Origin of the sequence: Microcoleus sp. B4-C2, from assembly GCF_036705265.1 — a bacterium.
In the GTDB taxonomy this organism is placed as follows: Bacteria; Cyanobacteriota; Cyanobacteriia; order Cyanobacteriales; family Microcoleaceae; genus Microcoleus.
Genome location: NZ_JAUBUB010000086.1, coordinates 1 through 26,909, shown reverse-complemented (window position 1 = coordinate 26,909; position 26,909 = coordinate 1). Strand labels below are relative to the sequence as shown.

Sequence of the window (26,909 nt, the reverse complement as noted above, 5' to 3'; positions counted from 1 at the left end):
CCCGTGAGGGTTAATAGTTCGGTGCCTGTCTCGGTGTCCCAGATTTTCAGGGTTTTATCCCTTGAAGCGGAAATCGCTGTTTTTCCGTCTGGTGCGATCGCCACTCCTGTTACATAGTTAGTATGACCAGCAAGTGTCCGCAGCGCCCCTTCATTTGCCCGCTCTAAATTAGCCCTCAAAGGCCGCAGCCAAAGACTATTTTTCGACTGCCTCGCCTGTTCCAGCACCCCCTGAATTTCAGGCATTTCAAAATCTAGCAACCTCCCCAACAAATGCCCTGCCAGTTGCATTTTATCCCTTTCCAAAATGTGCGCCGACTTGCGAATCGCCCCTTGAATCAACTTCAGCGTTCCCGCTTGCCCCTCCGACAGCAAAACATCAGAAACTATCGCCAAATCGTAATCCTCAATTAACGCTTGAACCCCCACCGCATCCAACTTCGCCTCAATAAAATCAAAATCCGTCAACAACTGATGCAGTCGTTCCCCTTGAACACTCTCCGCCAAATGCCCCGGCAGAGTTTCCAAAGCATAAAGCCGCTTTTTCGGCGACAGTTTCCCCAACCGTTCTTTAAACTTACCCATCGCCGTACAAATCTTCCCACAAATTATCAGAAATCGCCCTTTCAATATCCCGCAGCGTAACCCCAGCTTTCTGCACTACATCCTTACGATGCAGAAATCTTTGAAAACTTGCGTGATAAATACTGTAATCCGGCGGAGTCTCGCTGCTGCGACGCAGAAACTGTTCCCAATCATCCAGAACTTCCTGCAAATCTAAAGCATCTTCCTCAGCAAAATCGGCCAAAATATCACAGGAAACTGGCTTGCGAGTTTTGGTCAACAAATAAATCACCTTCAACTTCCGGCGGCGCAATTCTCTATCTCTAACCGCCATTTCCATGCGCGCCCAATGCTTCTCATAATATCCTTCCAACTCCCTGGGCAAATCTTGCAAATTCACATCGCTGTACTTGCCGCTGTCGATATCATTCAGCACATAGCGCAGGTACATAAAATTATTCTGGCTTTTTTCCGCCACCGCCACCACAAACTGTTCTCGCTGCAAATTTTGACGGCTAATCCAACTCTGAATTGACGCGCTGTTGCTGGTGCGTTTGTCAATATAAAGCTTGACATCCGCCAAACTTTCTGCACTGTACTGCATCAGATCGAAAACCTGATGATTTGGCAAAGGCAGAGATTCCGGTCGCTTCGAGACAATAAAATAAACATTATCCGGCAAAGCATCTGGCAAATAGAGGACATTGCTGCCACGCCCATGATCGCTGAGATCGACTTCATCGAGGGCATCCACAACAAACACTAACTTTTTTCCGCCCAGTTTAGCACTGACTTCCCCCAACAATCGACTGAGAAAGTTGCCATCTGTAGTTGCATTTTCTGGCAATTTTGGGTAATCCAGTTTAAAGGCTTGAATTAACTGAGTGCAGGCATTTTCCAGAAATTGCTTTGCCTTAACAGTGCCTTGAGATTGCGAGTTAAAATGGACAACACAGCGCCGCTTCATCAGCAGCACTAACTTTGCCATAATTGAACTTTTGCCGACACCTGGATCGGCTTCTAAAACAAAATATCCTTTGGGATTTTTCTGCAAAAATTCGATAATTGCTTCAAAGACAAATTGGCGGCCGGTAAAGTCTTGAGTGCGGTCTTGAATAATCGTTTCGCACTCGTAGGGAAGCGGCAATCGGGGCGCGGAAGTATCAACAAATCGTTCCAGCAAATTCTGAACCTGCGCCAAATCGGATCGGATGCCAATTTCTATGGATTCCAATTTCCCCATCACTTGACAAATCTGCTGCCCTGTCGCCACGGCCTCCAACTTTTGCAGAATTTCCCCATTTTGCAGCCCCAACTCTTTGAGTTGTGCCAAAGCAATTTGGTGCAGGTTCAACAGCATCGCGGCAAACTTTTCTCCTCCCTTCGCCGCATCCAGTTTCAGCACTTCGCGGTACGCTTTCGGGAAAGTTGCGTACAGCTTGTCCGCCACAAATTCCACAATTTCCGCATCGAAGGATTTGCCCTCGCTGGCCGCGAATTCGTTGAGGAAAGTTGCCCAATCTGCCGTTGTCAATCCGGTAACTCGATCGAACTCCTCGGCATCCGCAGAAAAAATCTTGGTTAACTGGTCTTCGGAAATATTTAAACCCCTTGACAAATCGGCTGTATTCGTGTTAGTATCCAGCCAGTATTCAGGAGTTTTCTCGGCTAATTGACTGAGTGCTGTTTCTGGATAAGGCAAATTTTTGGTTTCGGCGATCGCAATTAGGCGATCGGACTTCGCAACCTCTCTCAAAATATAGCCGATCGCCTCACCCGCGGCCTTAATCAAATCGTGATTATCGAGAATCCTCGGATTTTTGCTCAACCTTTCCGTCATCCGATTTGCCAGTTCATCAGCGGCCATAGTCTCAGCGAGACTACCAGCAATCGCCGCTAAGATAGAAACTCCCCCAAGTGCGATCGGGCCGCCGATAATACCCGCTGCTGCTTGAGTTGCCGGATTGGCGATCGCATTTGAAATAACTTGTCCAATAGCCATCACCGCACTGCATCCAATAACCCTAGTTTTAAAATTAGCTAAGTCCATTAGTGGCATAAAATAAATATTCCTCTTTTTAAAAGTTGGTAGTAATTATATCTTGCCGGCTGCCGTTTAGTCCGTCGCTGCGAAAATTTCAAGTTGATTTAGAGATTGTCGATCGCGACGCACCCTAGGATATAAAGTAAAATATAATTAATTATCTCGAAGTTCTTTTTCTTGCAAAATTTGGGTAGCCCAAAGCAGATCTTCTTCCGATAGAGACGGTACGGGTTCTCGATTATAGTCGATGCGATAATCATAGCCAGCGCGATCGTAAATACCTGCAAATATTTCTGGTAAATTAACAATAGGTTCTACATCTTCCTCGCGCAAGGGAAGCGGAAATATAGGTAGAGAATCACGGAGATTAAAAGCATAAAGTTCGGCAAACGGACGGCGATTACTGGGACTGACCAAAACCCGATAATCGCTTTGAATAGAATTATTAAGAATGGGCATAGATTCCCATTTTCGTAGTAAATCGATTTCCACTAAATTGGTTAAGCTACCTAAAATACTCTGGCGTTTTTTGAGATAAGTAATTCTTCCTTCTTCACTACGTTTGTTGACTGGAGAAATAATTTCAATTGCGGTGACAACTTGTTTAGTTGTCATTTCTCGCACTTCCAGGTAAGTCTGTTTAATTTTTTCAGGAGCAGGCACTTTAACGGTAGTCGGAAGTGTTATATTTAAAGTGGCAACTGAACCTGTAGGAATATTCGGGTTATTAGATTGACGCTTAATCGCGACATCGGGGATACCTACTAAAAGGGAGTCGCTGTTACTGTCATTTGGATCGGTAATTTCATAGATTCGTTTGTCGATTGCAATCTCATATTTAGGGCGAATTTGAGGGACTAAGAATGCCGCGATCGCAGAAATTAACCAATGATGAGTTTCCTGCCAGAAATCGGGGTGTTCTAAGTAGGGGTCCATTCCAGGAAAGGGTGAAGGCATAGGACTGTTCTCCGATGTATTGACTTTCAAATCATTTTAGCATTTTTAATTTGGTAGGTGCGTCGCTTTAAAGCGAGGCAGAGCCTCTGGATATAGGTTCCCAGGCTGGCGCCTGGGAACCAGTTAAAGCTTGTCAAGAACAGGCAGGATGCCTGTTGCACAGTAATTATTGGAGATGTCTATTTGTAGATGAATTTAATCTGTTGTGGAACAGGCCGGAAAGCCTGTTGATTTTGGGCGGGCAAGATGCCCAACCCCTACTCCCCACAACAAATTTAATCTACTGTGGAACAGGCATCTTGCCTGTTCCTAAAATCAGAGACACCCCAAATATCAACTACAAAACAGCAGCCACACTTGCCATCAACAACCCTTGAAACAATTTCACCCCATCAGTTTCGCCCAACATCGGATCGGAAGCCCGTTCAGGATGCGGCATCATTCCTAATACATTGCCCGCCCGATTGCAAATACCGGCAATATTATTTAACGAACCGTTAGGATTCCCAGCATCGCTAATTTTGCCCGCCTCTGTGCAGTAGCGAAACAGCACTTGTTCGTGCTCTTCTAGTTCTGCTAATGTATCCGCATCAGCATAATAGTTGCCTTCGCCGTGGGCGATCGGCAAATCGATGATTTCACCCGAAGTATAAGCCGCAGTCCAACGAGTATTACCGCGTTCGACTTTCAAAGAAGCCCGATCGCAAATAAAATTCAATCCCGCATTCCGCACCAGAGCACCGGGCAACAAACCAGCTTCAGTCAACACCTGAAAACCGTTGCAGATGCCTAATACAAGCTTTCCTTGTTTAGCGTGTTCCGCAGTAGCCCGCATCGCCGGAGAAAAACGGGCGATCGCACCGCACCGCAAATAATCTCCGTAACTGAAACCACCGGGAATTACAATGATATCAATATCCGAAATATCGGTATCTTCGTGCCAAATCATCCGCGTCGGTTGGTGGAGTAACCCTTGAGTCACCCACACCACATCGCGATCGCAATTTGAACCCGGAAAAACAATAACTCCAAATTTCATAAGCTGAAGGAAGAAGGAAGAAGGAAGAAGGAAGAAGGAAGAAGGAAGAAGGAAGAAGGAAGAAGGAAGAGGGAAGAAGGAAGAGGGAAGAGGTGTAAACTTAAGACTGAAATCTTATGTTTCTCTCGCTTGTATCTAAGTCTCGATCCCCCTAAATCCCCCTTAAGAAGGGGGACTTTGAGTGTTCCGAATCCCCGCTTTTTAACGAAGACTGTGAATGCTCTTGTCCCCGCTTTTTAACAAAGACTTTCAGAACCCTCTTGTCCCCCCCTTATTAAGGGGGGTTAGGGGGGATCGAAGAGCTACGGGCGATCGCATTTATGCCGCCGCTGTCTCCACAGCAACAGGAATTTCAGTCAAATCAAAGCGATAATTTTCAATCACTGGATTGGCCAAAAGTTGGTCGCAAACGCGATCAAGTTGTTCGCGCGCCTCCGACTCACCAGCAGCAGTCAGCGTCAATTCAACGTACTTCCCGATTCGCACACGCTCAACATTGTCGTATCCCATGTGTTGCAAACCAGACTGTACGGCAGTGCCGGCGGGATCTAAAACAGAAGGGCGGAGGGTAACATAGATTTGGGCAAGATATTTCTGAGTCACGGGAATGTTGCGGTAGGTGATGTGAAAGTTAGCCCCATTGTATTCTACAACCGAGCTGCGCGCCGATCGCCATTTGGTTCGCCCAAGTAAGATAGCCTAGAAATAGGGACAGATTTGATTCCAGCAGATTACACAAAAAAATTATGAGAACCAACCGCACCCGCAGTCAGGAGCGTATTTTACACTTGCTCAAGCACTTGAATCGATCGCTCTCAGCGCAAGATATCTACTTAGAACTGCGTAACAGCGACCAAAGCATGGGCCTAGCAACCGTTTACCGTTCCCTCGACGGTTTAAAGCGAGAGGGGTTCGTTCACGTCAGAACTCTCGCTAGTGGCGAGTCTCTCTACGGTGCCGCCCACCAAGACCAACACCACCTAACTTGTCTGGAATGTGGCGCGTCCATTACGATCGACGAATGCCCCGTCCACCACTTAGAAAGCCAACTACAACAATCTCATTCTTTCAAGATTTATTATCACACTTTGGAGTTTTTTGGATTGTGCGATCGATGTACTTTGGCTCAAGAATCTTAGGAGCGCGAATTAAATAACTTACAATTTTAATTGTTATTGTGGGATGGGCGTCCCGCCCGTCCAAAAAGAACGGGCGGGACGCCCATCCCACTTTCAAGAGTGGAAGTTATTTAATTCTCATTCCTTAGAGAAGTTATTAGTCATGAGTGATATCAATTCCGGTTGCACGAGCGAAATGATTGTTGACTGTTGATTGCTGAGTGTTGACCGAAAGCATCCAGGATACCCGCCACGTGATTCATTCCGAAAGCAGACTCAGTACCCAGAAATAAAAAACCTGTATCCGATAAAGGAGCCCCCGAATTTATCGGTGGGGTCAATGCTTCAATTCTTTAATCTTTAATCTAAAATCTAAAATCGATTGACTGGGTGTTAAACCGCCGAGGCTGGTTTTGTTTGTGTAGCGACAGATTTCAACCTGTCGTTTTATTAACTAGCTCAAGGATGCAAAAACTCTAAATGGTCTCCTGGAATCGATCGCAATTTTGCAGCCGAGCCTTGCATTTTCAACCTGCCGCGTTCTAACATGATAATCCAATCGGCGCGATCGATCACTCGTGGCCTGTGACTGATAAAAATCGTCGTTTTCCCGTGCCGATACATCAACAACTGTTCTAAAACTTCCGCTTCGCTTGCGGGGTCAAGCCCTGCGGTAGATTCGTCTAAAATCAATACAGGCGGGTTGTTGAGAATGGCGCGGGCGATCGCCAATCTTTGTCTTTGTCCGCCAGAAATATTCGCTCCAAACTCTCCTAAAACAGTTTGATATTTATCCGGCAATTGGCTGATAAATTCATCCGCGCCCGCAATTTTACACGCTTTCACAATCTGTTCAAAGCTGATATCTGGACTGCCCAATCGAAAATTTTCTAGAATCGAACGGCTCCAAAAATGCGCTTCTTGGGGAACCAATACAACCTGCTGTCTGAGACTGTCGAGAGACAAATCCTGCAAGTTGTAACCGCCTATTCTAATATTACCAGATTGCAGCGGGTACAGACCAGCAATTACTTTTGCGAGCGTACTTTTTCCGCAGCCGGAATGGCCTATTAAAGCAATTGCTTGACCGCCGGGAAATGTGACAGAAAAATTTTCCAGCAAGTCAAGTCTGCCGGGGTAGTGAAAATTAACACTCTTGCAAACAATACCGTCGCGGTCTTGAATAGTTACAAAAGGTTTATTCGTATTGTCTTTAGTTTCCGGTTCAGCATCGATCACTTCCGACAGCCTTTGAGTTGCTGTCTGCACGCGAGTCATTTCATCAGTAAATCCTACGAGCGAATTTACCCAAGTAGTAACGTTTTGATTCATACTAATAAACGCTAGCAACTGACCGATACTCAATACCTTGTCAATCACTAAACCGCTACCAAGCCACAGCAGAGTAATGCTGCCAGCAGAGGCAACAAAACCCGAAAATATATTGTTGAGAATGCCAATTTGTGTAGTGCGGAAAGTCAGCTTTGCTAAGCGACCGAAGCGGGTTTGAAATTCTTCCCAAAGTTGCTGGCCGCTGCTAGTAGTTTTGACCGTCAGCGCGCCTTTAAAAGTTTCTACTAAAACGCCTTGAGTTTCGGCTTCCAACACCAATAAACTGCGCGTTTTTTGCTGCAATGCGGGCAGAAATACCACTGTAGAGGCAGTCATTAACAGAGCTATAGCTGTAGCTGCTAACGTCAGCTCCTTGCTGTAAAATAACATAAAAATAAAAGAAACTACAGCTATAAAAAATTGACTAGGCAAGCTGATAGCGACTTGAGAAACTAATTTATTTATTTCTTGGATATCTTGTAATCTACTGACAATTTCGCCACTGCGTCTGGTTTCGTAAAAACTCAAAGGCAATCGCAGGAATTTGCGCGCGAATTCCATCACTAATCCCAATTCTAAACGCTGGGAAAACTGAGCAATTAAGTTCGATTGTACCAATCCTAAACTGCTGCTAAAAAGGTTCATAACTATAACTGCGATCGCCACGCTTGCCAGGAGTTGTCTGTCTCCCCGCACCAGGATGTCGTCGGTGAGCATTTGAACTAGAAAAGGCGAAGAAATTGACAGCAAACCCAACACTGCATTTAGCAAAAATGCTTCCATTAAAAGCGGGCGATAAATCCCAATCCGGCGCATCCATTTTTCTAAAGAATTGGCGGGCGGTTGACCCTCTGCTGCTGCAAAAAACCGCTCAGCATCGGGTTCTACTAGCAAGCACAGCCAATCTGTCCAAGCTGCTGCTAATTCTGCTTTAGAAACATAGCGCATACCGACGGCTGGATCGCCGATCGCATATTTGTCGCCCTGCTTTCCGTACAAAACAACCCAGTGATAACCGCTCCAGTGAATAATCATCGGTAGAGGGGCATCATCGAGCTTGTCTAAAATTGCAGCGGCTGCTCGCACCGATCGAGCATTAAAGCCGATCGCCTCAGCACCTTGTTTCAAGCCAAGTAAACTCGTCCCTTTTTGGTCGGTGCCCGCACATTCTCGCAAGCGGCTAATAGTAAAATTTTGTCCGTAAAATTTCGCGATCGAAGCCAAACAAGCCGCCCCGCAATCTTCTTCGCTCTGCTGGAGAACAACCTGATATTTCTTAAACCTGTTAACTTGTCCGAATAATGGCACTTTGCCGATCAAAGGGATGTTCTTTAACATTTTGCAAAATGAATAATGGTAGAGCATAAAGAAGATTACTCATCACCAACTACCCAATCAGCAAAAAGCACCCATAAAGTTATGGGTGCTTTCTCGATTCCACAGTTATAAATCTGAATTGACTAGCACTAAACTTTAGTAATAGGCGTAGCGGACTACTCTTCTGTATGAACCGTCGTAATTCCGGCGGTACACGACCCAACTGCGCCGCTGCCGGTGACAATTGTATCGATTGGCATAATAGTGACCGCCGTTGACGCTAGCTGATTCTTCAGATGTAAGTTCAGCAAACAGTGAATTGTCCTTTGTTTCTTTCATGATTGGACTCCGTTTAACTTAATAAAATTGAAGGAAAACTAGAAATATTATTTAATTTCTAGACCCTAGTGTAAATACTGAGTAATACTTCTTGTGGTTCTGTACGACCTCCGGAATACTACTGATAAAATTTCAAAAATTACTCGATCGCACAACTTGACTCAGCTATCTAAACCACTAGGGTTGGGTAAGGGCGATCGCGGCTCGGATCGTACAGATAAAACTGCCTAGGCGGTGGCAGGAAAAACAGCATATTCAGGCCATAGCTGCTGCTGTTATCCGTCTCGCTGTTGTTATTAGCGCTACTAACACCGCTGGTAATGCAGCCACCGTTGACAGTAGCAGATTCTCCATCGGTTAGTTCGATGAAGAGTGAACCTTGTTGGTTTTCTGGCATAAATAACTCCTATTGATACCTATGTACTTACTTACTACCTACGCATACAGTAAAAACCCGGTAACAGCGCCAAAAGTTATGGCGGAAACGCCGTATTTTCATGACCACGAATTTCAAAGGTGGTACCCGCCACGTGATTTATCCGTGGAATCAATCCCAAATCGAAAATCCTCAAGAAAGAGCATTTATCTCGCGCAAGTCAATCCAAAATCTAAAATCTAAAATCTAAAATCGAATGACAGTGGCCCGCAGGCTTCACTCCTCTTGATATTTGGCGAACTTTGTGGGTGGGAACGGCAAAGCTGTGCGGATTTTTACCTTTACCCTGTGAATTTTGATTTAGACTTCTAAACCTATTCTTGGTTTCCGGAAAGGTGAGAGTAAAAGTGACAAAAGAAATCAGCCAGCTCTCCCTCTTCCCCAACTCAAAACTCAAAACTCCAAACTATTCCCCTCTCCCCTTGCCGCCATGTCTCTCACTCCCGAAGCCACACCCGCTGAAACCTTTGATAACGACCAGTTTTTGCCCCCTGTCAGCCGCTGGACGACTTTGGGGGGCATTTTGATGGTGGCGACCTTTGGGGGGGCGATCGCCCTTGCTAGCGTCACCAAATACAGCGCTACAGTCAAAGCAGACGCGATCGTCCGTCCAGCCGGAGAAGTGCGCGTCGTGCAAGCCGCCACCGAAGGAACCGTCGAAAGCATTGCTGTCAGCGAGAATCAGACAGTAAAAGAAGGAGATGCGATCGCAGTTATAGACGCTTCGCGTTTGGGCGCTCAAAAAAAACAGTTAGAAGAAATAATTAATCAGTCTCAAACCACAGCACAGCAAATCAACCAGCAACTGCGCGACTTAGAAAATCAAATTTTGGCCAGCGCCCAATTTAAAAGCATCCAAAGTGAAAGTTCCGCCCAACAGGAATTAATCGAATCCGCTTTAGTAAAAATCGCCACACCGCTGCCGGATGTCGCCGAAAGACTGGGCCGAAGTCGGCGGGTTTTGCTCGTCAAGCGATCGTCCCTTCAACAACAATTAATTCAAGCTAAAAAAGAACTAAATCAAATTGAGTTAAAACTCGAAAATAGCGTAATCCGCGCCCCCGCTGATGGTACAATTCTCAGATTGGAAGTACGAAATACTGGTCAAACCGTACAAGCCGGCAGCGCGATCGCCCAAATCGTCCCCAGCGACGTACCCCTGGTAGTCAAAGCCAAGGTGACATCCCAGGACATCGCCCGCATCCAAATCGGCCAACCCGTACAGATCAGGATTTCGGCTTTACCTTTCCCCGATTACGGCACATTAAAAGGAACTGTCAGCGAAATCGCCCCAGATGCGATCTCCCCTCAAAATCCCACTAATAATTTAGGTACAGCTTATTACGAAGTGGCAATTAAACCCGAACAAACTTATCTAACAAAACTCAAATCCGCCCCCGGCCAATTCTTCGGAAATCCCCAGGCTAATGTCCCCCGCCAGTATTCGATTCAATCGGGAATGGAAGGCAGAGCCGATATTATTACCGGCGAAGAAACTGTTCTGACATTTGTTTTGCGGAAAGCAAGGTTGCTGACAGATTGGTAATTAGTCAGTTGTCAGTTGTGAGTTGTCAGTTGTGAGTTGTCAGTCAGCAGTCAACAGTCAGCAGTCAGCAGTCAACAGTCAACAGTCAACCGCCAGAAAATTAGAGGCGCTGAAATTGAAATAACGTGTCAATATAGAAATGTGAATTCTATTCTATTCTTTCCTCATGGGCAAAAAGCGCGTTCTTTCGGGAGTTCAGCCAACCGGCAATCTTCACCTCGGCAATTATCTCGGTGCCATTCGCAACTGGGTAGAAAATCAAAGTCAGTACGAAAATTACTTCTGCGTAGTCGATTTGCACGCAATTACCGCACCGCACAATCCAGCAACTCTAGCCTCCGACACTTACACGATCGCCGCACTGTATTTAGCTTGCGGCATCGATTTAGAATATTCTACTATTTTCGTGCAATCCCACGTCTCGGCGCACACAGAACTAGCATGGCTGCTCAACTGTATTACGCCGATTAACTGGCTCGAAGATATGATTCAGTTTAAAGAAAAAGCAGTTAAACAAGGTGAAAATGTCAACGCCGGTTTGCTAAATTATCCCGTGTTAATGGCAGCCGACATTTTGCTTTACGATGCCGACAAAGTGCCAGTGGGAGAAGACCAAAAACAGCATTTGGAACTCACCCGCGATATTGTCATCAGATTAAATCACCAATTCGGCACACCCGAAAAGCCAGTATTGAAACTTCCCGAACCCTTAATTCGGACTGACGGTGCGAGGGTGATGAGTTTGACAGATGGCACGCGCAAAATGTCGAAATCTGACCCTTCCGAACTAAGTCGAATTAATTTATTGGATTCGCCAGATGCGATCGCCAAAAAAATCAAGCGCTGCAAAACCGATGCCGTGCGGGGGTTGAGTTTTGACGACCCCGATCGCCCCGAAGCTAGAAATTTGCTGACACTTTATCTCCTGCTTTCCGGCAAATCTAAGGAAGAAGTAGCAACAGAGTGTGAAAACATGGGTTGGGGAGATTTTAAACCCTTGCTGACAGAGACGACAATTAATGCCCTCAAACCAATTCAGGATAAATACAAGGAAATAATGGACGATCCGGGATATTTAGAGTCTGTACTACGTCGTGGAAGAGAACAAGCAGAAGCTATTGCTAATCAAACTATAACTAAGGTTAAAACAGCTTTCGGTTATTCTTTACCTGTTTAGTTGTTAGTGGTTAGTTGTTATTGGTTACTGGTTAAGAATGACAACTGCCAACTACCCACTAACAACTGCCAACTAACAACTGTCAACTGTCAACTGTCAAATAACAAATAACCAATAACAGACAAATAATCATGAACCGTTTTCGCACAGCCTGCACCACCCCCGGAGAATTTATAATTACCGCCGAAGTGGCCCCGCCAAAAGGTGGCGACATGACTCACACAATTCAAATGGCTGAACGCCTCAAAAACCGAGTGCACGCCATTAATATCACCGACGGGAGTCGCGCAGTGATGCGAATGTGCCCCCTAGCAGTTTCGGCGATTTTAGTGCAGCACGGAATTGAGCCAATTTGTCAAGTTGCTTGTCGCGATCGCAATCAAATTGGCTTGCAAGCGGATCTCATGGGAGCCCACGCTTTAGGCATTCGCAATGTATTGGCACTTACAGGCGATCCCGTCAAAGCGGGCGACCATCCTAAAGCAAAAAGTGTATTCGATTTTGAATCAGTACGACTGTTGCAAGTTATTCAAAAAATGAATGGCGGCAAAGACTGGAATGATAAACCTTTAACAGACGGATTTACCGATTTATTTGTCGGTGCTGCCGTCGATCCGCAATGCCCCAGTTGGTCGGGTTTGCAAAGTCGATTTGAGAAAAAAGTAGAGGCTGGAGCACAGTTTTTTCAGAGTCAATTAATAACAGATTTTGAACTTTTAGATAAGTTTATGCACAATATTGCTGCGGGCTGCAACAAGCCTGTTTTAGCAGGAATATTTTTGTTTAAATCAGCTAAAAATGCTGAATTTATTAAAAAATACGTGCCGGGAGTTCACATTCCGCAAGAGACGATCGACCGTTTGGCTAAAGCTCCAGAACCCTTGCAGGAAGGCATAAAAATTGCTGCCGAACAAGTCAAGCTAGCGCGGCAGATTTGTCAAGGAGTTCACATGATGGCCGTCAAACGAGAAGATTTAATTCCTCAAATTTTGGATTTGGCAGGAATCGATCCACTGAGCTAAAATTAACCGTTGGGGCGGGTTTTACCAACTATCAATGCCTAAAAGTAACGATTTCGTAAACTCCTAAACCCGCCCACTCCCGCGCTACCATTTTGAACATCAAACTGTCGGGGCGGGTTTGACCAACCATCAATGTATAAAACTAATGATCTCGTAAACCCGCCATCCCCCGCTGTAGATAATCCAATAACTTCTGAGTTTGATTAATAAACTACTTTGAAAAATGCTCGATCGACTAAACGGTTATTAAATAGGAGCCACTGGCAATGACTGACTCAGAAATACTTAATTCTGATACCATCAAAACACTAGATACTCGCATATCAGAAGTTACAGTTTACACCGATCGCGCTTTGGTGACGCGCCGTGGCACAGTCGCTTTGACGGGAAACGAGCGAGAATTGGCGATCGCCTCGGTTCCCGCAACCCTCGACACAGAGTCAGTCAGGGCCACGGGTGCGGGTACAGTTGCAGTGCGATTGCTGGGAGTGCGCTGCCACAGAGTGTTTAGCAGCGAACCAGTGGGCGATCGCACTGCCGAATTAACCCAACAAATTAAGGAGTTACAAACCCAAAGACGGGGAATTAACGACAAAATAACCGCCCGAAAAATTCAGCTCCAATTTGTGGAAGGTTTGAGCGAAAAAAGCGTCGGTTTCTTTTCCAGCAGCATCGCCAAACAGCAGGTAGGTTTAAACGAAACTGGCGAATTGCTCAATTTTTTAGGAACTAATTACCTAAAATATGTAAGTGCGATCGCCCAACACGAAAAACAGCAGCGCGAAATAGACAAGCAAATAAAAGCTTTGCAGCAGCAGGTGGGGCAAGTACAAACTCCCCATTCGCAGCAAAGTTTTAACATCATTGTTGCCATTGAACCCAGTGGCAGCGGGAATTTTGAACTAGAAGTTTCCTATGTAGTCACGCGAGCCCGTTGGACTCCCCTTTACGACTTGCGAGTAAACACTACCAACAACCAAATTAATCTCAATTACCTAGCCGAAGTCAATCAAAATACCGGCGAAGATTGGACGGGAGTAGCGCTGACTTTATCTACAGCAAAACCCGGAATGGGAACTCTCCCACCAAAACTAGAACCTTGGTATATCGATAAAACCGAGCCAGAGCAATTTTTTGGTAGAGGTGTATCAGAGGATGATTTTTTAGACCTAGAAGAAGTATTATCTGAAGGTTTTGCAGGCCGTTCACGCTCCATAACACGAGCGCCCATAGCAGCTCAAATAGCCACAGCCCAAGTATCCAGAGAAGGCGGTACAGTCTCATTTCAAGTAGGTGGAAGTACCAAGATTCCCAGCGACGGTACACCGCACAAAGTGACGATTTTCAGCGAAAATTATCCCTTTAAGCCTGAATATATAGCCGTTCCGCGATTAGTCAGTTTTGCCTATTTGCAAGCAGTTGTTGTGAATCCGCTGACAGGCGCAACTCTGCTTCCCGGTAAAGCAAATATCTTTCGCGACAACACTTTTGTCGGCCGTGTGCAGTTAGAAAATGTTTCCCCCGGGCAAGAATATAAAGTTAATTTAGGAATAGATGAACGGTTAAAAATAGAGCGGGAATTAGTGGAAAGACAAGTAGATAAAAAACTGATCGGTCAGCAGAGGCGCACGAGTTACGCTTATCGCTTAAATGTGACAAACTTGCAGCAGGTGCAGGTACACCTGACACTAAAAGAACAATTGCCAGTCAGCCGCAATGAACAGATTAAAGTGCGATCGACTCTCACTAATCCGAAGATAGTAGCAGGTGAAATGGGACTGCTAGAATGGATAATGTCTCTGCCGCCGCAAGCAAAGCAAGAGTTATATTACCAGTTTGTTGTCGAACATCCTCCCGACTTAACTGTCACGGGTTTAGATATTTAATATTAAGTAGGTAAAAAGTTGTTTCTAATCAGGACTAAAGTCCTGATTCGTCACCACGTATGAGGACTGAAGTCCCGATAAACTATCAAATTTACCTGTAATTGGTAAACTGCAAAGCCATCGGATAGTCTTCTTGCTTCAATCGTTGAATCACCAACTGCAACTCATCCTTATCCTTAGCCGAAACCCGCACTGCATCACCTTGAATCGAGCCTTGAATCTTTTTAAACTCATCTCGAATTAATTTAGTGATTTTCTTGGCAATTTCCTGGTCAATCCCTTTTTTCAGTTTGATTTCTTGGCGTACTCTAGTACCACTAGCAGCTTCAATTTTCCCATAATCAAAAATTTTCAGAGACAAATTGCGCTTGGCGGCTTTAGTTTGCAAAACAGTGTGAATTGCGTCGAGAGTAAATTCGCTGTCCGTATTGACAGTAATGGATTCTGCGCCCAATTCCACGGTAGTTTTGGTATCTTTCAAATCGTAGCGGCTTTGAATTTCTCGCGTTGTTTGGTCAACAGCATTGACTAATTCTTGCCGATCGAACTCGCTGACAATATCAAAGGAATAACTAGCAGCCATAAATTAGTAATTGGTAATGGGGCATTGGGCATTGGGCATTGGGCATTGGGCATTGGCCAAACAGGGCATTGGGCATTAACAACTAACCAATAACCAATAACCAATAACCAATAACCAATAACCAATGACTACTGAAAATTAGCCGTTAACAGCCATTAAACTGAAATAGAATAAAGAAACAGTGCAAGAAGAACTAATCGCAAACATGAGCGATCGCCCCAGTGGCACATTGAGAATATAGAAAACCGAAAACAACAACCGGGCGATCGTAAAAGCGATCGCAGCCCAACCCGCCAGTTCCGAATCTACCCCCGTCACAAAAGCCATCAAAGCCGCCGCTGAAAACAGCATAAACGTCTCAAACGAATTTTGGTGAGCCCAAGTTGCCCGCTGAGCGTAAGCAGGCAACCTCTCAAACATAGCGCGGGGGGCTGCTTGGTCGTAGCCTAGCTGCAAGCGGGCGAACGCCACCACCAAAAACGGTGCGTAAACCAGCGCAGCAGCAGCAGCAATACAATCAAGCAGAATAACCGACACAGGCAATCCCAAGAGCATCATCCGCCTCGCAGTTCAATCAAAATAGAACAGAGTAACCACCTTGCGCTGTTCCTCCGCATCCTGGCAAGTTTTCAGCAAAGTGTGGCTTTCGTGAAAAGCAAAACATATCAGTTGCTGACAGCGAGAAATAATCTCCTGATTGCACATGGCGCTTGCTTCCGGGAGAGACAAGCTATCATTTTTGGGATTTTCTACCAAATGTATCACTTGTTCGAGTTGGTCGCGAGACTCCCGGGGCTGGCGACTCATGCTTTGTGGCAAAATCACCGTCAGCAGATTAGGATCTGCTCGCATCGCCCCCCGAATTGCGGCTGAATTGGTGCCTGTAGCGCCAGAAGTGATGAGCTGATTGCCTCCCAGAACTATGGCGTAGCTCAGCATCTCAATTAGCTGCTGGTGGGTAATAGGAACGTGGCGAGAACCCAAAAGAGCAATCCGCTTGGAGCTGGTTTGCTGGATCGCCGCAAGTTCTTGTAAAAAATCATCTACTCTGGGTAGCTCAATTGATTGACTCAAAGAATTTATTAAATTAAATAAAACTACGTTGTGGATTTTAGCAGACTCACTAGCCATTGCCGCCAAAAAGAAGTTAAGAATTGCTGATTGACGGGCTCAGACTAGAGGATCTGGAGATTTGAGTTCGCCTGAAGGCAGAATGTCTCAAGACATTCGGCAGCCGGAGCTCTAGGTAGAATTCAAGAAAAATTGAGAATTTAAGAATTTTACCTTTTTATTTATTTAAACAAAAAGTTCTCTCTGCCGAATACCTTCTTCCCTCAGCTCCGGCTCTCTTCTTAATGGACTCGATCGCTCAGCCCCAAGGATGCCATCATGCCATCAAGGTCAAAATGTTCTGCCATTAGCTGAGTAACGCATTCCACCTTGATCGGTTCGTGCAGGCGCACGCTGCCAAAGGTGCTGTCGATAATTTCTACCGTGGTTAAGGTATCCAAATCAACAGACAAAACCGGAATTTCCATTTCTTCGGCCCTGCCAATCACCAGGGGAGAAGGAGGCAAGTGGCCTGTCAAAATTAAGCACTGAGTCGAGCTCTCCAGAGCCGCTAGCTGAATGTCCGTGCGATCGCCCCCCGTCACCACCGCCATATTTCTCGCTTTGCGGAAATACTTCATAGCCGAACTAACATTCATCGCGCCAATTGTCAAGGTTTCCACCATCAAGTCCAAACGGTCTCGACGGCACAGCACATCAGCTTTTAATTGGTGCACCAATTCTTTGACGCTGACACTTCGCAGCAAAGCACTTCTCGGCAGCATTCCCAAAACTGGAATACCCGCAGCCTCCAGAAAAGGCCGCACAGTCGCCGTTACCGATTCGAGTTTGTCCGAGGGAACGTCATTGAGTACCACGCCCAGCAACCGCGAACCCAAACGCTGTTTAGCCGACAGCAAATCGTCTATATACAGATCGATCGGGCGAGCTACCAACAGCACAGAGGCATCAACTGTCTCAGCGATTTGAGCCAAAGACAAGTCAAACAGACTGCCTTCCTCCAAATTAGCTGGGCCTTCTAACAGCGCCAAGTCTCCGCTGGGAGCTTGCAAATATTGCGCTAAAGACTGGCGGTAATCTGTCTTGTCTTCTCCGCGCAAACGCTTGTGAACCGTCTCTTCATCCAAATACAGCAGTGTTGACGGCATCTGACTTTCTGAGAGATTCAGCGTCTCTACGGCGAACCGCACGTCTTCGTCCTCTATCCCAGCTCCGGGCGAGCTCAAACAGGTTCCCAGAGGTTTGCCGTAGGCGACGGCCAGTCCTTTTCCCCGGAGTCCGAGTGCCATCCCTAGGGCGATGGCAGACTTGCCACTGTAAGCTTTTGTGGAACCGATCAGCAAATATTTAGTCAATTTGGGTACGCCTTCAATCCTCAATGTGCACCTGTCTATTTCAATAAATTTAGTTTTTCAACAGTATTTCTGAACTGAGCCTCAATTTAGAAATAATATATTATACTCGATTATACTCGATTTTGTCGCTTTTGGGCAGATTGTTTTTTGGCGAAATTTTTTTATTTACCTGTTCGCAACCATTTTCTTCCCATTCTTTTTACTTGATTTTGGAAAACCAGTTTTTAAATTGTTTGTTTTACCAGCAGTTTTTGATAATTATTTATCGCCGAGTATTTTTTTTTAAATGATTTAGAATTATAAATCTTTAGTCATGTTTATTGCTATAATTAGATATTAATACCGACTTTTATAAAATAAATATAACAGGGTATAAGTGGAAATTTGACTAAGCTGTTATCCATTTAAATTGTGTGTCAAAAATCACTCAAATTATTGTGGGATGGGCACGCGAGCCCGTCCAGAATATGCAATTTAAACGCGCAACAGCTTAGGAATAACCTATTAATAGGGCTTGGTGCAGTTTTTGTTTGGTATATACCAATCCTCGCATCATTTGTGAATTTCTTACCCCCTCCGCTTCGTAAGGGGAGGGTTGGGGTGGGGTAAAAAAAATACGACTCCTGCAAGGATTGTTATAATACAGGTATTTTGTAGGAATCAAGCCCGGTGCTTGCCCGATCATTCTTGCATATAATCGACAATCGATATAGCAATCATAAATCATTCATGTAAATTTGTAGGGGTAGTGCTAAGAGTGCCTACCCCCTATCTATCGGGGCAACCGGGCGTGGGATTGCCCCTACAATAATTACGCGAATGATTTAGGGTTGCTATATGTATTATTAGTTATTCATTATTAGTGCGATCGCCCGCTTTAAAGCTGAACACTGGCAATGCGAGCAATAAGCTCCTTATAATCGGGATTCTAGCTTCTAAACACATAAATTGTCGGGCGGCGTGGGCTGGAATTTCGGCAGCCTTTGGGCTGATTGCGATGCTAGGCAGATCGCCGTCAAGGGCTGTAGATTAATTTTCCTTGGGCGGATCTACAGCGCTTTCCTCTCAGCTACCGAGTCGCAAAATTTGAACGAAATCGGACGGCGCGATTCGCCTAACGGCGATAGCTTCGCTCGCGCGTACTCGCACAGCACCCATGTCCGAAATAGACTTTTGGACTTTTACCAGAACAAAGTACAGTAGTTTTCAATTGGATGAAATACAGGTAGCGAACTCTGTATCACGCTCAACTGAAAACTGCGGTAGATTTACTTTAGCAATGGGGATAAGTGCTGACCCCCAAAGGGATTATTGAGAACGATCCAACAACTCACTTACTATTTCCGCTTCTCAAATAAAACTGGCTCCCCAATCATGTAATGTTGCCGTCGTGGCTTTACACTATTGGTGGGTCAGTTATAGCGCCCGTCAATCGATTTGAGATTTGAGATTTGAGATTTGAGATTGAAGAAAGCAAGCCCACTGATAAATCCGGGGGCTGGCGATCGGGATTCTGAGCTTTTTTCTCGATCCCCGAATCAATCCGGGGGCCCCGGATTAAATTGCTTGATTGTCAATTGCGGACTTTCGGGAGTGCGGCTGCGGTGAAAGTTATTCATCCATTCGCATCAGCTTGCGGTAAAACGTTTTAGAAAAATCGACAGTACGAGTTCGCTGAAAAGTCAGGAGAACCTCAATTAAGCAACTAACAAACTCAGAGCTTTGCATAGTCACTTCGTAGCTGAGTTCAGCATTGCCGTCAAACAACACCCGACAGCGGGTTAAGTCGATCGGCAGCGACGAGATATTCCAACTAGCGACAAACGGCACGCTCTCCCCGCCGTCAATTTTTCTTGCTCCCTCCAAGGTTTTGAGCTTGTAGAGGCCAATAGCGTGCGGTAAAAACTTACGCCTGGGCTCTTGACAGAAAGGCGCGTAGACTTTCACTTCTTTGTCATCGGCTGGCTTGAGTTGAGGAATAGACATATTTCCACCTCAGACAATTATTACTAACAGATAGTTTAGATCCCCTGAAAAAACTAGCAGATATTCCAGGTCGATCGCAAGCAAAAGTCAAGCTAAATACTCTATGCAGTACCCGTTTACCAGGGCCGTACAATCACCGAACCCGCTGGTTGTCCTCCCGTCCGCTTTCGACAAAAGCCCAGAAACTGATACAGTAGATGCTTATATCTAAAATCAAAAACTATTGGTGGTTGAATCAAGTAACCTATGCAGGAGAGTTCTTGGCCAGAAAACGACGCTCGCAGCGAGCTTAACTTGGACATCTCTGATTTAGCTCAAGAAGAGCTCAAGAGTTTGACCTCGAACTCGAAGCTGAGCAAAGTATTTGCTATATCAGACATTGGCGACAGAGTGTTTGACGCGGAAACAAAAGCAGAGCTCCCGGTGGCGGTGTCTGTGCCGGGAACTCCCTCCTTTCCTCAAAATCTGTACCGGGGAAGGCGCGGAAAAGCTGCCGCAGTGCTGGCTGCGATTTGGGCCGGCACGATCGCCCTGCACTTGATTTCTTGGGGTGCGTGGGTAGTGTGGGGGTTGACGGGACTGCTGTGGATGCAAGCATTTCGAGTTTTGTTTGCCCAGCCCAAGCCCGCACTGCCGCCTCTTGCCGATGAAAGTCGAGAGGATTGGCCCTATGTGTCGCTGCTGGTAGCGGCGAAAAATGAGGAAGCGGTGATTGCCCGATTCGTAGAATCCATCTGCAATGTAGATTATCCGATCGACCGCTACGAAGTTTGGGCGATCGACGATCACAGCAGCGACGCCACGCCGCTAGTATTGGAACAGCTAACCAAAAAGTACCCCCAGCTCAAAGTATTTCGCAGAGGAGCAAATGCCAGCGGCGGCAAGTCGGGAGCACTGAATCAAGTGTTACCGCTGACTCGCGGGGAATTTGTCGGAATATTTGACGCCGACGCGACGGTAACGCCAGACTTGCTGCGCCGGGTGCTGCCAGTGTTCGATGGAGAAAAGGTAGGGGCTGTGCAAGTCAGAAAAGCCATCGCCAATGCTTCGGTAAATTTGTGGACTCGCGGCCAAGAAGCAGAAATGGCTCTCGACAGTTTTTTCCAGCAGCAGCGGATTGCGATCGGCGGCATTGGAGAATTGCGCGGTAACGGCCAATTCATGCGCCGCACCGCCTTGGAAAGCTGCGGAGGCTGGAACGAGGAGACGATTACCGACGACCTGGATTTGACGGTGAGGCTGCACCTAGACCGCTGGGACATTGAATTTCTCGCTTTCCCAGCCGTGTCAGAAGAAGGAGTCACTAACGCTCGCGCTCTGTGGCATCAGCGCAATCGCTGGGCAGAAGGTGGCTATCAGCGTTATCTTGACTACTGGCGGCTAATTTTGCGGAACCGCATGGGAACTGGGAAAACTTGGGATTTATTTGGATTTTGGGTATCTCAATATTTCTTACCCACAGTAGCCCTACCCGACTTTGTGATGTCAATTGCGCTGCGCCGGATGCCGATCGCCAGTCCCATAACTTTTATGACCCTTACATTGTCGGTGGTGGGAATGTTTGTCGGTTTGCGCCGCACTCGCAAAGAAACCAAATTTGACGTAAGGCGAGTTTTTATCACCGGGCTGCAAACGCTGCGGGGTACTGTGTATATGTTCCACTGGCTGCTGGTAGGGACTGTGACGGCTCGGATTGCGGTACGGCCCAAGCGGCTCAAATGGGTCAAAACCGTCCATCAAGGCGCTGTTAATAGCCTCAAGTAAACAATTCGCAGAAATATCTCGGCACAGTATGGCCGAACGTCCGAAGATTTTGCGAGACAAAAAAACACCAACGCTCGCCAAATATCTCCCTGCCATATCCACCAGTAAAATTTGGCAATTCCGAGAAAAAAACACTTTGAAACAGCTTAGGTAATAGGTAATCGGCGAGCGGTAATAGCGAATAAGTAATCGGCCATACAAAAGTCTAAAATTAAAAGATAAAAGCGAGAATTTTTAACTTTTAACTTGACAAAAAACCAATTACTATCTATTAATTATGAATTGCCAATTAGGACGAATTGCTTGTTGCCAACTACCCGTCACCCGTAATTGATAAATGGATTTGTTAGAGTACCAAGCTAAATCATTATTTCGCCAGATGGCAATTCCGATTTTGCCGTCGCAGCGGATTGACAATCCCGCTGACCTCAAAGGACTGAAAATTCCTTACCCCGTTGTACTCAAATCGCAAGTGCGGGCTGGGGGACGGGGTAGGGCCGGCGGTATCAAGTTTGTAGAAAATACGATCGATGCAGTAGCAGCAGCCCAAACAATTTTTAATTTGCCGATCGAGGATGAATATCCCCAAGTCCTGCTGGCAGAAGCAAAGTACAACGCCGACCAAGAATTGTACTTAGCGGTACTCCTAGACCCCGTAGCGCGACGCCCGGTGCTTCTGGGGTCGAGCCAAGGAGGTATGGATGTCGAAGGGTCGATCGACCAAATGCAGCAAGTTGCCGTAGATCAAGAATTTTCGCCATTCTATGCGAGGCGTCTCACGCTGAAAATGGGATTGCAGGGAGACTTGATTCAATCGGTGAGCACTATTGTCGAAAAAATGTACCGACTGTTTGTCGAAAAAGATTTAGATTTAGTAGAAATCAATCCTCTCGGCATCAGTCCAAGGGGAGAGGTAATGGCTTTAGACGGTAAAGTCACCGCCAACGACGATGCCTTGGGGCGACATCCAGATTTGGCAGCACTCTCGGAGAAGAAGCTCTTGGGCGGGTTGGCACGGGAAAGAAGAAGTCCCCATGCTGGGGGCGATCGCTCCCATTCCCAGTCCAAGGTTCAGCAGTCGCCGGAGTTTGACCCCAAATCTAAATCCCCAATCTCGAATTCCGAATCCCTGCAATTAATCGAACTAGACGGGAATATTGCGATTTTGTGCAACGGAGTGGGCCTGACAATGGCAACTCTAGATGCTGTAACCCACCAAGGAGGAAAACCAGCTAATTTTGTGAATATTGGTTCCCTAGACCGCTACTATGCAGCAAATGCCCTGCGCGATCGCGTGGAGTTGGGTCTGGAGTTAGTCGCTCAGGATAAAAGCGTTAAGGTGATACTTGTAAATATTTTGGGCAGCGCCTCCAAGACTGAGGAAATAATCGCTGCAGTAGCCGGCTATTTGGAACGGAAAGCTCGCGCTAACCGCCACATCCAAGTTGTGCTGCGACTGGTAGAGATCGATGCTGATGCTGTTAAAAAGCGTTTGGGACAGTTGCCGGTGCAGCTAGCTAGCACTTTGGATGAGGCTGCGGCCGCTTCTGTATCCTCCGTCAAGTAGCGGCAGTCGATCGGCAAAAAACGAGATTTCTGTACAGACGAAGGCCTTCTGCTTTTTAAAGATCGAGTGTCAAGTGGGAAAAAGTCAACTACCCACCACTAATCGGAGTACCGATATAGTGGGGGCTTGAAAAAGCCGAGTTGACCAGTCAAGCGTGTTAAATCACTACGTTTAAGGTAAGCGTTAAAGTACCTACCAGAGAATGCGTTGCTAGTTCTCTGCCCTAGAACTTAAAAGTTAAACAGGTGTAAGGGTTAAGCCAGTGCTTTTAAGATAGTTACCGACCTTAAACATTGACGAAGCTAACATTACCCCGAAAGGGAGGACTTAAAATGTCTAACTTTGTTTTTGTACTTGATACCAAAAAACGACCGCTCAATCCAATCCGCCCAGGATTGGCACGTAAATTGCTAACTAATGGCAAAGCTGCTGTCTTCAAAAGGTATCCATTCACCCTAATTCTCAAAGTAGAGGTAACAGTACCGCAAAAACCAATCACTCTCAAAATAGACCCGGGATCTAAAACTACTGGGATCGCATTAGTACAAGGAGAAAAAGTAATATTTGGCGCAGAACTGACTCATCGAGGTCAAGCTATTAAAGCCAGTCTGGAGTCTCGCCGTTCATTGCGTAGAGGCCGGAGAAATCGCCATACCCGCTATCGTCGGGCTAGATTCTCAAACAGGACTCGCCCTAAAGGTTGGTTAGCACCAAGTTTGCAACATCGTGTCGAAACAACCCTAACATGGGCAACTAGATTGATGAAACTCGCCCCCATTGCTTCTATCGCTCAAGAGCTTGTCCGATTTGACTTACAGCAATTAGAAAACCCAGAGATTTCTGGAATCGAGTACCAACAAGGCGTTTTGCATGGCTATGAGATCCGCGAGTATTTGTTGAACAAATGGGAGAGAAAATGCGCTTACTGTGGTGAAATAAATACACCATTACAAGTCGAACATATTCATCCCAAAGCCAAAGACGGATCTAATCGCATTTCTAATCTTTGTCTTGCTTGCGACGCTTGCAACAAAAAGAAAGGTACTCAAGATGTTGAGCAATTCTTGTCTAAAAAGCCAGAGATTTTGAAGCGGATTCTATCTCAAGCAAAACGTCCGTTAAAAGACGCAGCAGCCGTTAACTCAACTCGTTGGACATTATTTAATCGACTCCGTACAACTGGCTTGCCTGTTTCTACAGGTAGTGGTGGCTTAACGAAGTTCAACCGCATTCAATTAAATTTACCTAAAACTCATTGGCTAGATGCAGCTTGTATCGGAAAGGTTGAGTCATTGAAGATTTTAACAAGCAAGCCACTATCGATCAAAGCAACTGGTCACGGGACACGTCAAATGTGCCGCACTGGTAAATTCGGCTTTCCATCTCGCTATGTTCCCCGGTTTAAGTTTGTTAAAGGTTTTCAAACGGGAGATATTGTCAAAGCGATTGTAACCTCTGGCCAAAAAATTGGTACATACGTTGGACGTGTTGCCGTAAGAACCAGTGGCTCATTCAATATTTCCGCCTCAGAATTAGTGTCAGGGATTAGCCACAAGTATTGTTCAGTTATTCACAGAAAAGATGGTTATTCGTATGCAGCATAAACCTTGCCCCCCTTTTCCTCCCACCACTGACCTGGGTACAGGTACAGCGGGAGTCTCCAAGGGGGAAGACAGATGAATTTAACTCCTGAAAGCAAAGTCCTAGTACAGGGCATTACAGAATCTCCCGCGTCCACCCGCGCCGCCCTGATGATGAAAGCATACGGCACGAATGTAGTCGCCGGTGTTAGTCCCGGTCGGGGGGGGCTGGAAGTGGAGGGAATTCCGATTTTTGATTTGGTAGAACAAGCAGTGGCTGCAGTGGGTCACGTTGACACTGCGGTAATTTTGGTAGACGCTTACTCAGTGCTGGATGCGGCTTTAGAAGCGATCGCCGGAGGAATTCGGCAAATCGCGATCGTCACAGGGGGAGTGCCTCCTCTGGATATGGTGCACTTAGTCAGAAAAGCAGAAGCCACCGAAACTTTGGTAATCGGGCCCAACAGTCCGGGGATTATTGTGCCCGACAAACTGCTGCTGGGAACTCACCCCAAGGAATTTTACACTCCCGGCCCGGTGGGAGTGATCAGTCGCAGCAGCACTTTGACTTACGAAGTTGCCCTAGAACTGACGGAGGCTGGGTTGGGACAGTCGATGGCGGTTTGTATTGGTTGCGACGCGATTGTCGGTTCTTCTTTTATGCAGTGGCTGCAAATTTTGGACGAAGACGACAGTACGGAAGCGATAGTTTTGGTGGGGGAAGTTGGCGGGTGGAGTGAACAAGCTGCAGCTTCTTACATCGCCTCGGCGATCGACAAACCCGTGGTTGCTTATCTAGCCGGCCGCTACGCTCCCAAGGGGCCGTCTTTGGGCCACGCCGGCATCCTGATCAGTTCTCGCGCGGCTGCCCAGAAAGCCTTTGGAGTTTCTGCCCCAAACAAAATGGCTGCCTTTGAAGAGGCGGACATACCTGTGGCGGCTCGACCTTCAGAGATTCCTAAGTTGCTCAAAAAATTGCTCAAGAAAAATTGATTGCTTTGGGAGTTTCCACAAAAGTCCTAACCCTCTTGGGGGTTGGGATAGGGGTAGGGCTGGGGCGGGTTTGGTCTCATATCATTTCCGGTAACACTCATACATGATGTTGACGGTTGACGGTTGACTGTTGACGCCGTGAACCGTGAACCGTCAACAGTGAACAGTGAACAGTGAACTCGGATTTACTATTCCGATGAAGAGTGGATTTGATATCAAAAGTGTCTGCAGAATGCCACAACAGCCGCTTCAACCCGCCTTTAGGACACCTTTAGGATTTTTTTACCAAAGCCCTCTGACCGGCCTCACAGGCTGCGGTTGGGGTGCTGGCAAGGGGGCGGCGCGGCGCGGCGCTGGAGGCGGAGTTGTTGGCTGCACGCTGGGGCGAGGTTCGATCGGCCTTTCGGTGGGATTTGTTTCAGTTGTGCGAGTTGTCGATCGCGTCACATCTTCAAGCAGGCTTCGCAGAGTTCCAGCTATACTCTGAACTTTCCCAACAGCGGTGCGAAGGCTGGCAACATCTACGTAAACCTCCTTGAGAGGATACTTTTTCAGGATTTCTAGCAGCGATACCTTACCGTCATCCCCGGATGCCAGGATCACCGCTGCCCGCAAAGCTTTCCCGCTTTCTGTGCGGCGCTGAGTCCGAATTGCTTGACCGATGTCGTCAGTGATCTTTTCTCCTGGGGTGCTGTAAACTACCCTCGCCAGATTAGCAGGCTTTAAACCAATTTCTAAACCCATGAACCCCCGCAGTAATTGCGCGTCCATTTTGGAGAACCGGATAATTTGTTGGAGGGTTGGCGTCGTCGTGCCGTTTTTAGCAAATTCTTCTAAGTCGCTGACATTGATGGCTTGTCTGATCGGGCCAAATGTGAGGACTACTTTTTCGGCCCCTAATGCTCTACTGCTGCTAGATAATATGCTCCCGCTTGCTCCTAAAACTAGGGCAATGCCGATCGATACAAATTTTGTTAATTTCATATTCACCGCAACATTAAAATTATTTTTTCGAGATTTGTACATTTTTGTACATTGTACAGTATAGATGCAGCAGTTATATTCTACAAGGTCGCCAGTCTAATTTATGCCCGCGTCACACCGACAATCTCGACCGAGACTTTTTCTTATCTTGACTTTAAGAATAAGTAAGGATAGTCAATTAAATAATTTCCCTTTTTTCTTGTGGGATGGGCGTCCCGCCCGTCCTTTCTGGGCGGGCGGGACGCCCATC

General features: G+C 46.4%; 23 protein-coding genes. 9 read left to right on the top strand and 14 right to left on the bottom strand.

Annotated elements, in window-relative coordinates; translation table 11 throughout:
* The 5 genes from QUB20_RS21890 to purS form a co-directional block, all read right to left on the bottom strand.
* Positions 1-584: WD40 repeat domain-containing protein (locus QUB20_RS21890; protein WP_445299424.1), on the bottom strand; the 584-nt coding region annotated here is incomplete at its 3' end.
* The gene (locus QUB20_RS21885) at positions 577-2,622 is read right to left on the bottom strand and encodes an ATP-binding protein (protein WP_333250805.1); all 2,046 of its coding nucleotides are present in this window, start codon (positions 2,620-2,622) and stop codon (positions 577-579) included. The genes QUB20_RS21890 and QUB20_RS21885, both read right to left, overlap by 8 nt.
* Before the next feature lie 138 nt (positions 2,623-2,760).
* Entirely contained in the window at positions 2,761-3,564 is an 804-nt protein-coding gene (locus tag QUB20_RS21880) for a DUF4058 family protein (protein WP_333250803.1), read from the bottom strand.
* A gap of 337 nt (positions 3,565-3,901) precedes the next feature.
* Complete coding sequence (gene purQ, locus QUB20_RS21875; RefSeq protein WP_333250801.1) at positions 3,902-4,603, bottom strand: phosphoribosylformylglycinamidine synthase subunit PurQ; 702 nt, start codon at positions 4,601-4,603, stop codon at positions 3,902-3,904.
* Positions 4,604-4,921: 318 nt separating this feature from the next.
* Positions 4,922-5,206 carry a phosphoribosylformylglycinamidine synthase subunit PurS gene (gene purS / locus QUB20_RS21870; protein WP_333042010.1) on the bottom strand — a complete coding sequence of 95 codons (285 nt, stop codon included), beginning with the start codon at positions 5,204-5,206 and terminating at the stop codon, positions 4,922-4,924.
* 143 nt (positions 5,207-5,349) lie between these two features.
* Here purS and QUB20_RS21865 point away from each other — a divergent pair, with 143 nt between their 5' ends.
* Positions 5,350-5,742: a Fur family transcriptional regulator gene (locus QUB20_RS21865; RefSeq protein WP_333055475.1), complete on the top strand. Its 393-nt coding sequence runs from the start codon at positions 5,350-5,352 to the stop codon at positions 5,740-5,742.
* 438 nt (positions 5,743-6,180) lie between these two features.
* Here QUB20_RS21865 and QUB20_RS21860 read toward each other — a convergent pair whose 3' ends face one another.
* From QUB20_RS21860 to QUB20_RS21850, 3 genes are all read right to left on the bottom strand, one after another.
* Complete coding sequence (locus QUB20_RS21860; RefSeq protein WP_333247845.1) at positions 6,181-8,391, bottom strand: peptidase domain-containing ABC transporter; 2,211 nt, start codon at positions 8,389-8,391, stop codon at positions 6,181-6,183.
* A 135-nt stretch (positions 8,392-8,526) separates the two neighbouring features.
* Positions 8,527-8,709, bottom strand: a complete 183-nt coding sequence (locus QUB20_RS21855; RefSeq protein WP_333055473.1) for a hypothetical protein — start codon at positions 8,707-8,709, stop codon at positions 8,527-8,529.
* Between the two features lie 169 nt (positions 8,710-8,878).
* Positions 8,879-9,106 (bottom strand): secretion protein HlyD, encoded by a 228-nt coding sequence (locus QUB20_RS21850; RefSeq protein WP_333055472.1) that lies wholly within the window; start codon positions 9,104-9,106, stop codon positions 8,879-8,881.
* A gap of 469 nt (positions 9,107-9,575) precedes the next feature.
* On the opposite strand from QUB20_RS21850, the gene QUB20_RS21845 reads away from it, so the two are divergent.
* The 4 genes from QUB20_RS21845 to QUB20_RS21830 all read left to right on the top strand — a co-directional run bounded on the left by QUB20_RS21845 (position 9,576) and on the right by QUB20_RS21830 (position 14,776).
* Positions 9,576-10,691: an HlyD family efflux transporter periplasmic adaptor subunit gene (locus tag QUB20_RS21845; protein ID WP_333247847.1), complete on the top strand. Its 1,116-nt coding sequence runs from the start codon at positions 9,576-9,578 to the stop codon at positions 10,689-10,691.
* Positions 10,692-10,857: 166 nt separating this feature from the next.
* Positions 10,858-11,868 carry a tryptophan--tRNA ligase gene (gene trpS, locus QUB20_RS21840; RefSeq protein ID WP_333247849.1) on the top strand — a complete coding sequence of 337 codons (1,011 nt, stop codon included), beginning with the start codon at positions 10,858-10,860 and terminating at the stop codon, positions 11,866-11,868.
* 131 nt (positions 11,869-11,999) lie between these two features.
* Positions 12,000-12,890 carry a methylenetetrahydrofolate reductase gene (locus QUB20_RS21835; protein WP_333247851.1) on the top strand — a complete coding sequence of 297 codons (891 nt, stop codon included), beginning with the start codon at positions 12,000-12,002 and terminating at the stop codon, positions 12,888-12,890.
* A 266-nt stretch (positions 12,891-13,156) separates the two neighbouring features.
* Complete coding sequence (locus QUB20_RS21830) at positions 13,157-14,776, top strand: mucoidy inhibitor MuiA family protein (RefSeq protein ID WP_333247853.1); 1,620 nt, start codon at positions 13,157-13,159, stop codon at positions 14,774-14,776.
* Between the two features lie 91 nt (positions 14,777-14,867).
* Here QUB20_RS21830 and QUB20_RS21825 read toward each other — a convergent pair whose 3' ends face one another.
* The 5 genes from QUB20_RS21825 to ebsA all read right to left on the bottom strand — a co-directional run bounded on the left by QUB20_RS21825 (position 14,868) and on the right by ebsA (position 19,771).
* Positions 14,868-15,359 carry a YajQ family cyclic di-GMP-binding protein gene (locus tag QUB20_RS21825; RefSeq protein WP_333055466.1) on the bottom strand — a complete coding sequence of 164 codons (492 nt, stop codon included), beginning with the start codon at positions 15,357-15,359 and terminating at the stop codon, positions 14,868-14,870.
* Positions 15,360-15,497: 138 nt separating this feature from the next.
* On the bottom strand, positions 15,498-15,914 hold the full coding sequence (locus QUB20_RS21820; RefSeq protein ID WP_333247893.1) for an MAPEG family protein: 417 nt from the start codon (positions 15,912-15,914) through the stop codon (positions 15,498-15,500).
* A gap of 15 nt (positions 15,915-15,929) precedes the next feature.
* Positions 15,930-16,433 (bottom strand): hypothetical protein, encoded by a 504-nt coding sequence (locus tag QUB20_RS21815; protein ID WP_039887610.1) that lies wholly within the window; start codon positions 16,431-16,433, stop codon positions 15,930-15,932.
* Between the two features lie 278 nt (positions 16,434-16,711).
* Positions 16,712-17,809: a phosphotransacetylase family protein gene (locus QUB20_RS21810; RefSeq protein WP_333238322.1), complete on the bottom strand. Its 1,098-nt coding sequence runs from the start codon at positions 17,807-17,809 to the stop codon at positions 16,712-16,714.
* A 1,587-nt stretch (positions 17,810-19,396) separates the two neighbouring features.
* Positions 19,397-19,771, bottom strand: a complete 375-nt coding sequence (ebsA, locus tag QUB20_RS21805; RefSeq protein ID WP_190737140.1) for a type IV pilus biogenesis protein EbsA — start codon at positions 19,769-19,771, stop codon at positions 19,397-19,399.
* A 246-nt stretch (positions 19,772-20,017) separates the two neighbouring features.
* Between ebsA and QUB20_RS21800 the strand changes: the two genes are divergently transcribed.
* From QUB20_RS21800 to QUB20_RS21785, 4 genes are all read left to right on the top strand, one after another.
* A complete protein-coding gene (locus QUB20_RS21800; RefSeq protein ID WP_333247856.1) occupies positions 20,018-21,535 on the top strand; it encodes a glycosyltransferase family 2 protein in 1,518 nt (505 codons plus the stop codon).
* Between the two features lie 337 nt (positions 21,536-21,872).
* Positions 21,873-23,102, top strand: coding sequence for a succinate--CoA ligase subunit beta (locus tag QUB20_RS21795; RefSeq protein WP_333238318.1), 1,230 nt, complete (start codon positions 21,873-21,875; stop codon positions 23,100-23,102).
* A gap of 332 nt (positions 23,103-23,434) precedes the next feature.
* Positions 23,435-24,706, top strand: coding sequence for an RNA-guided endonuclease IscB (iscB, locus tag QUB20_RS21790; protein WP_333247858.1), 1,272 nt, complete (start codon positions 23,435-23,437; stop codon positions 24,704-24,706).
* Positions 24,707-24,778: 72 nt separating this feature from the next.
* Positions 24,779-25,675, top strand: a complete 897-nt coding sequence (locus QUB20_RS21785; protein ID WP_333228717.1) for a CoA-binding protein — start codon at positions 24,779-24,781, stop codon at positions 25,673-25,675.
* Between the two features lie 282 nt (positions 25,676-25,957).
* On the opposite strand, the gene QUB20_RS21780 is transcribed toward QUB20_RS21785, so the two are convergent.
* A complete protein-coding gene (locus QUB20_RS21780) occupies positions 25,958-26,659 on the bottom strand; it encodes an alpha/beta hydrolase (RefSeq protein ID WP_333247860.1) in 702 nt (233 codons plus the stop codon).
* Positions 26,660-26,909 lie beyond the last annotated feature (250 nt).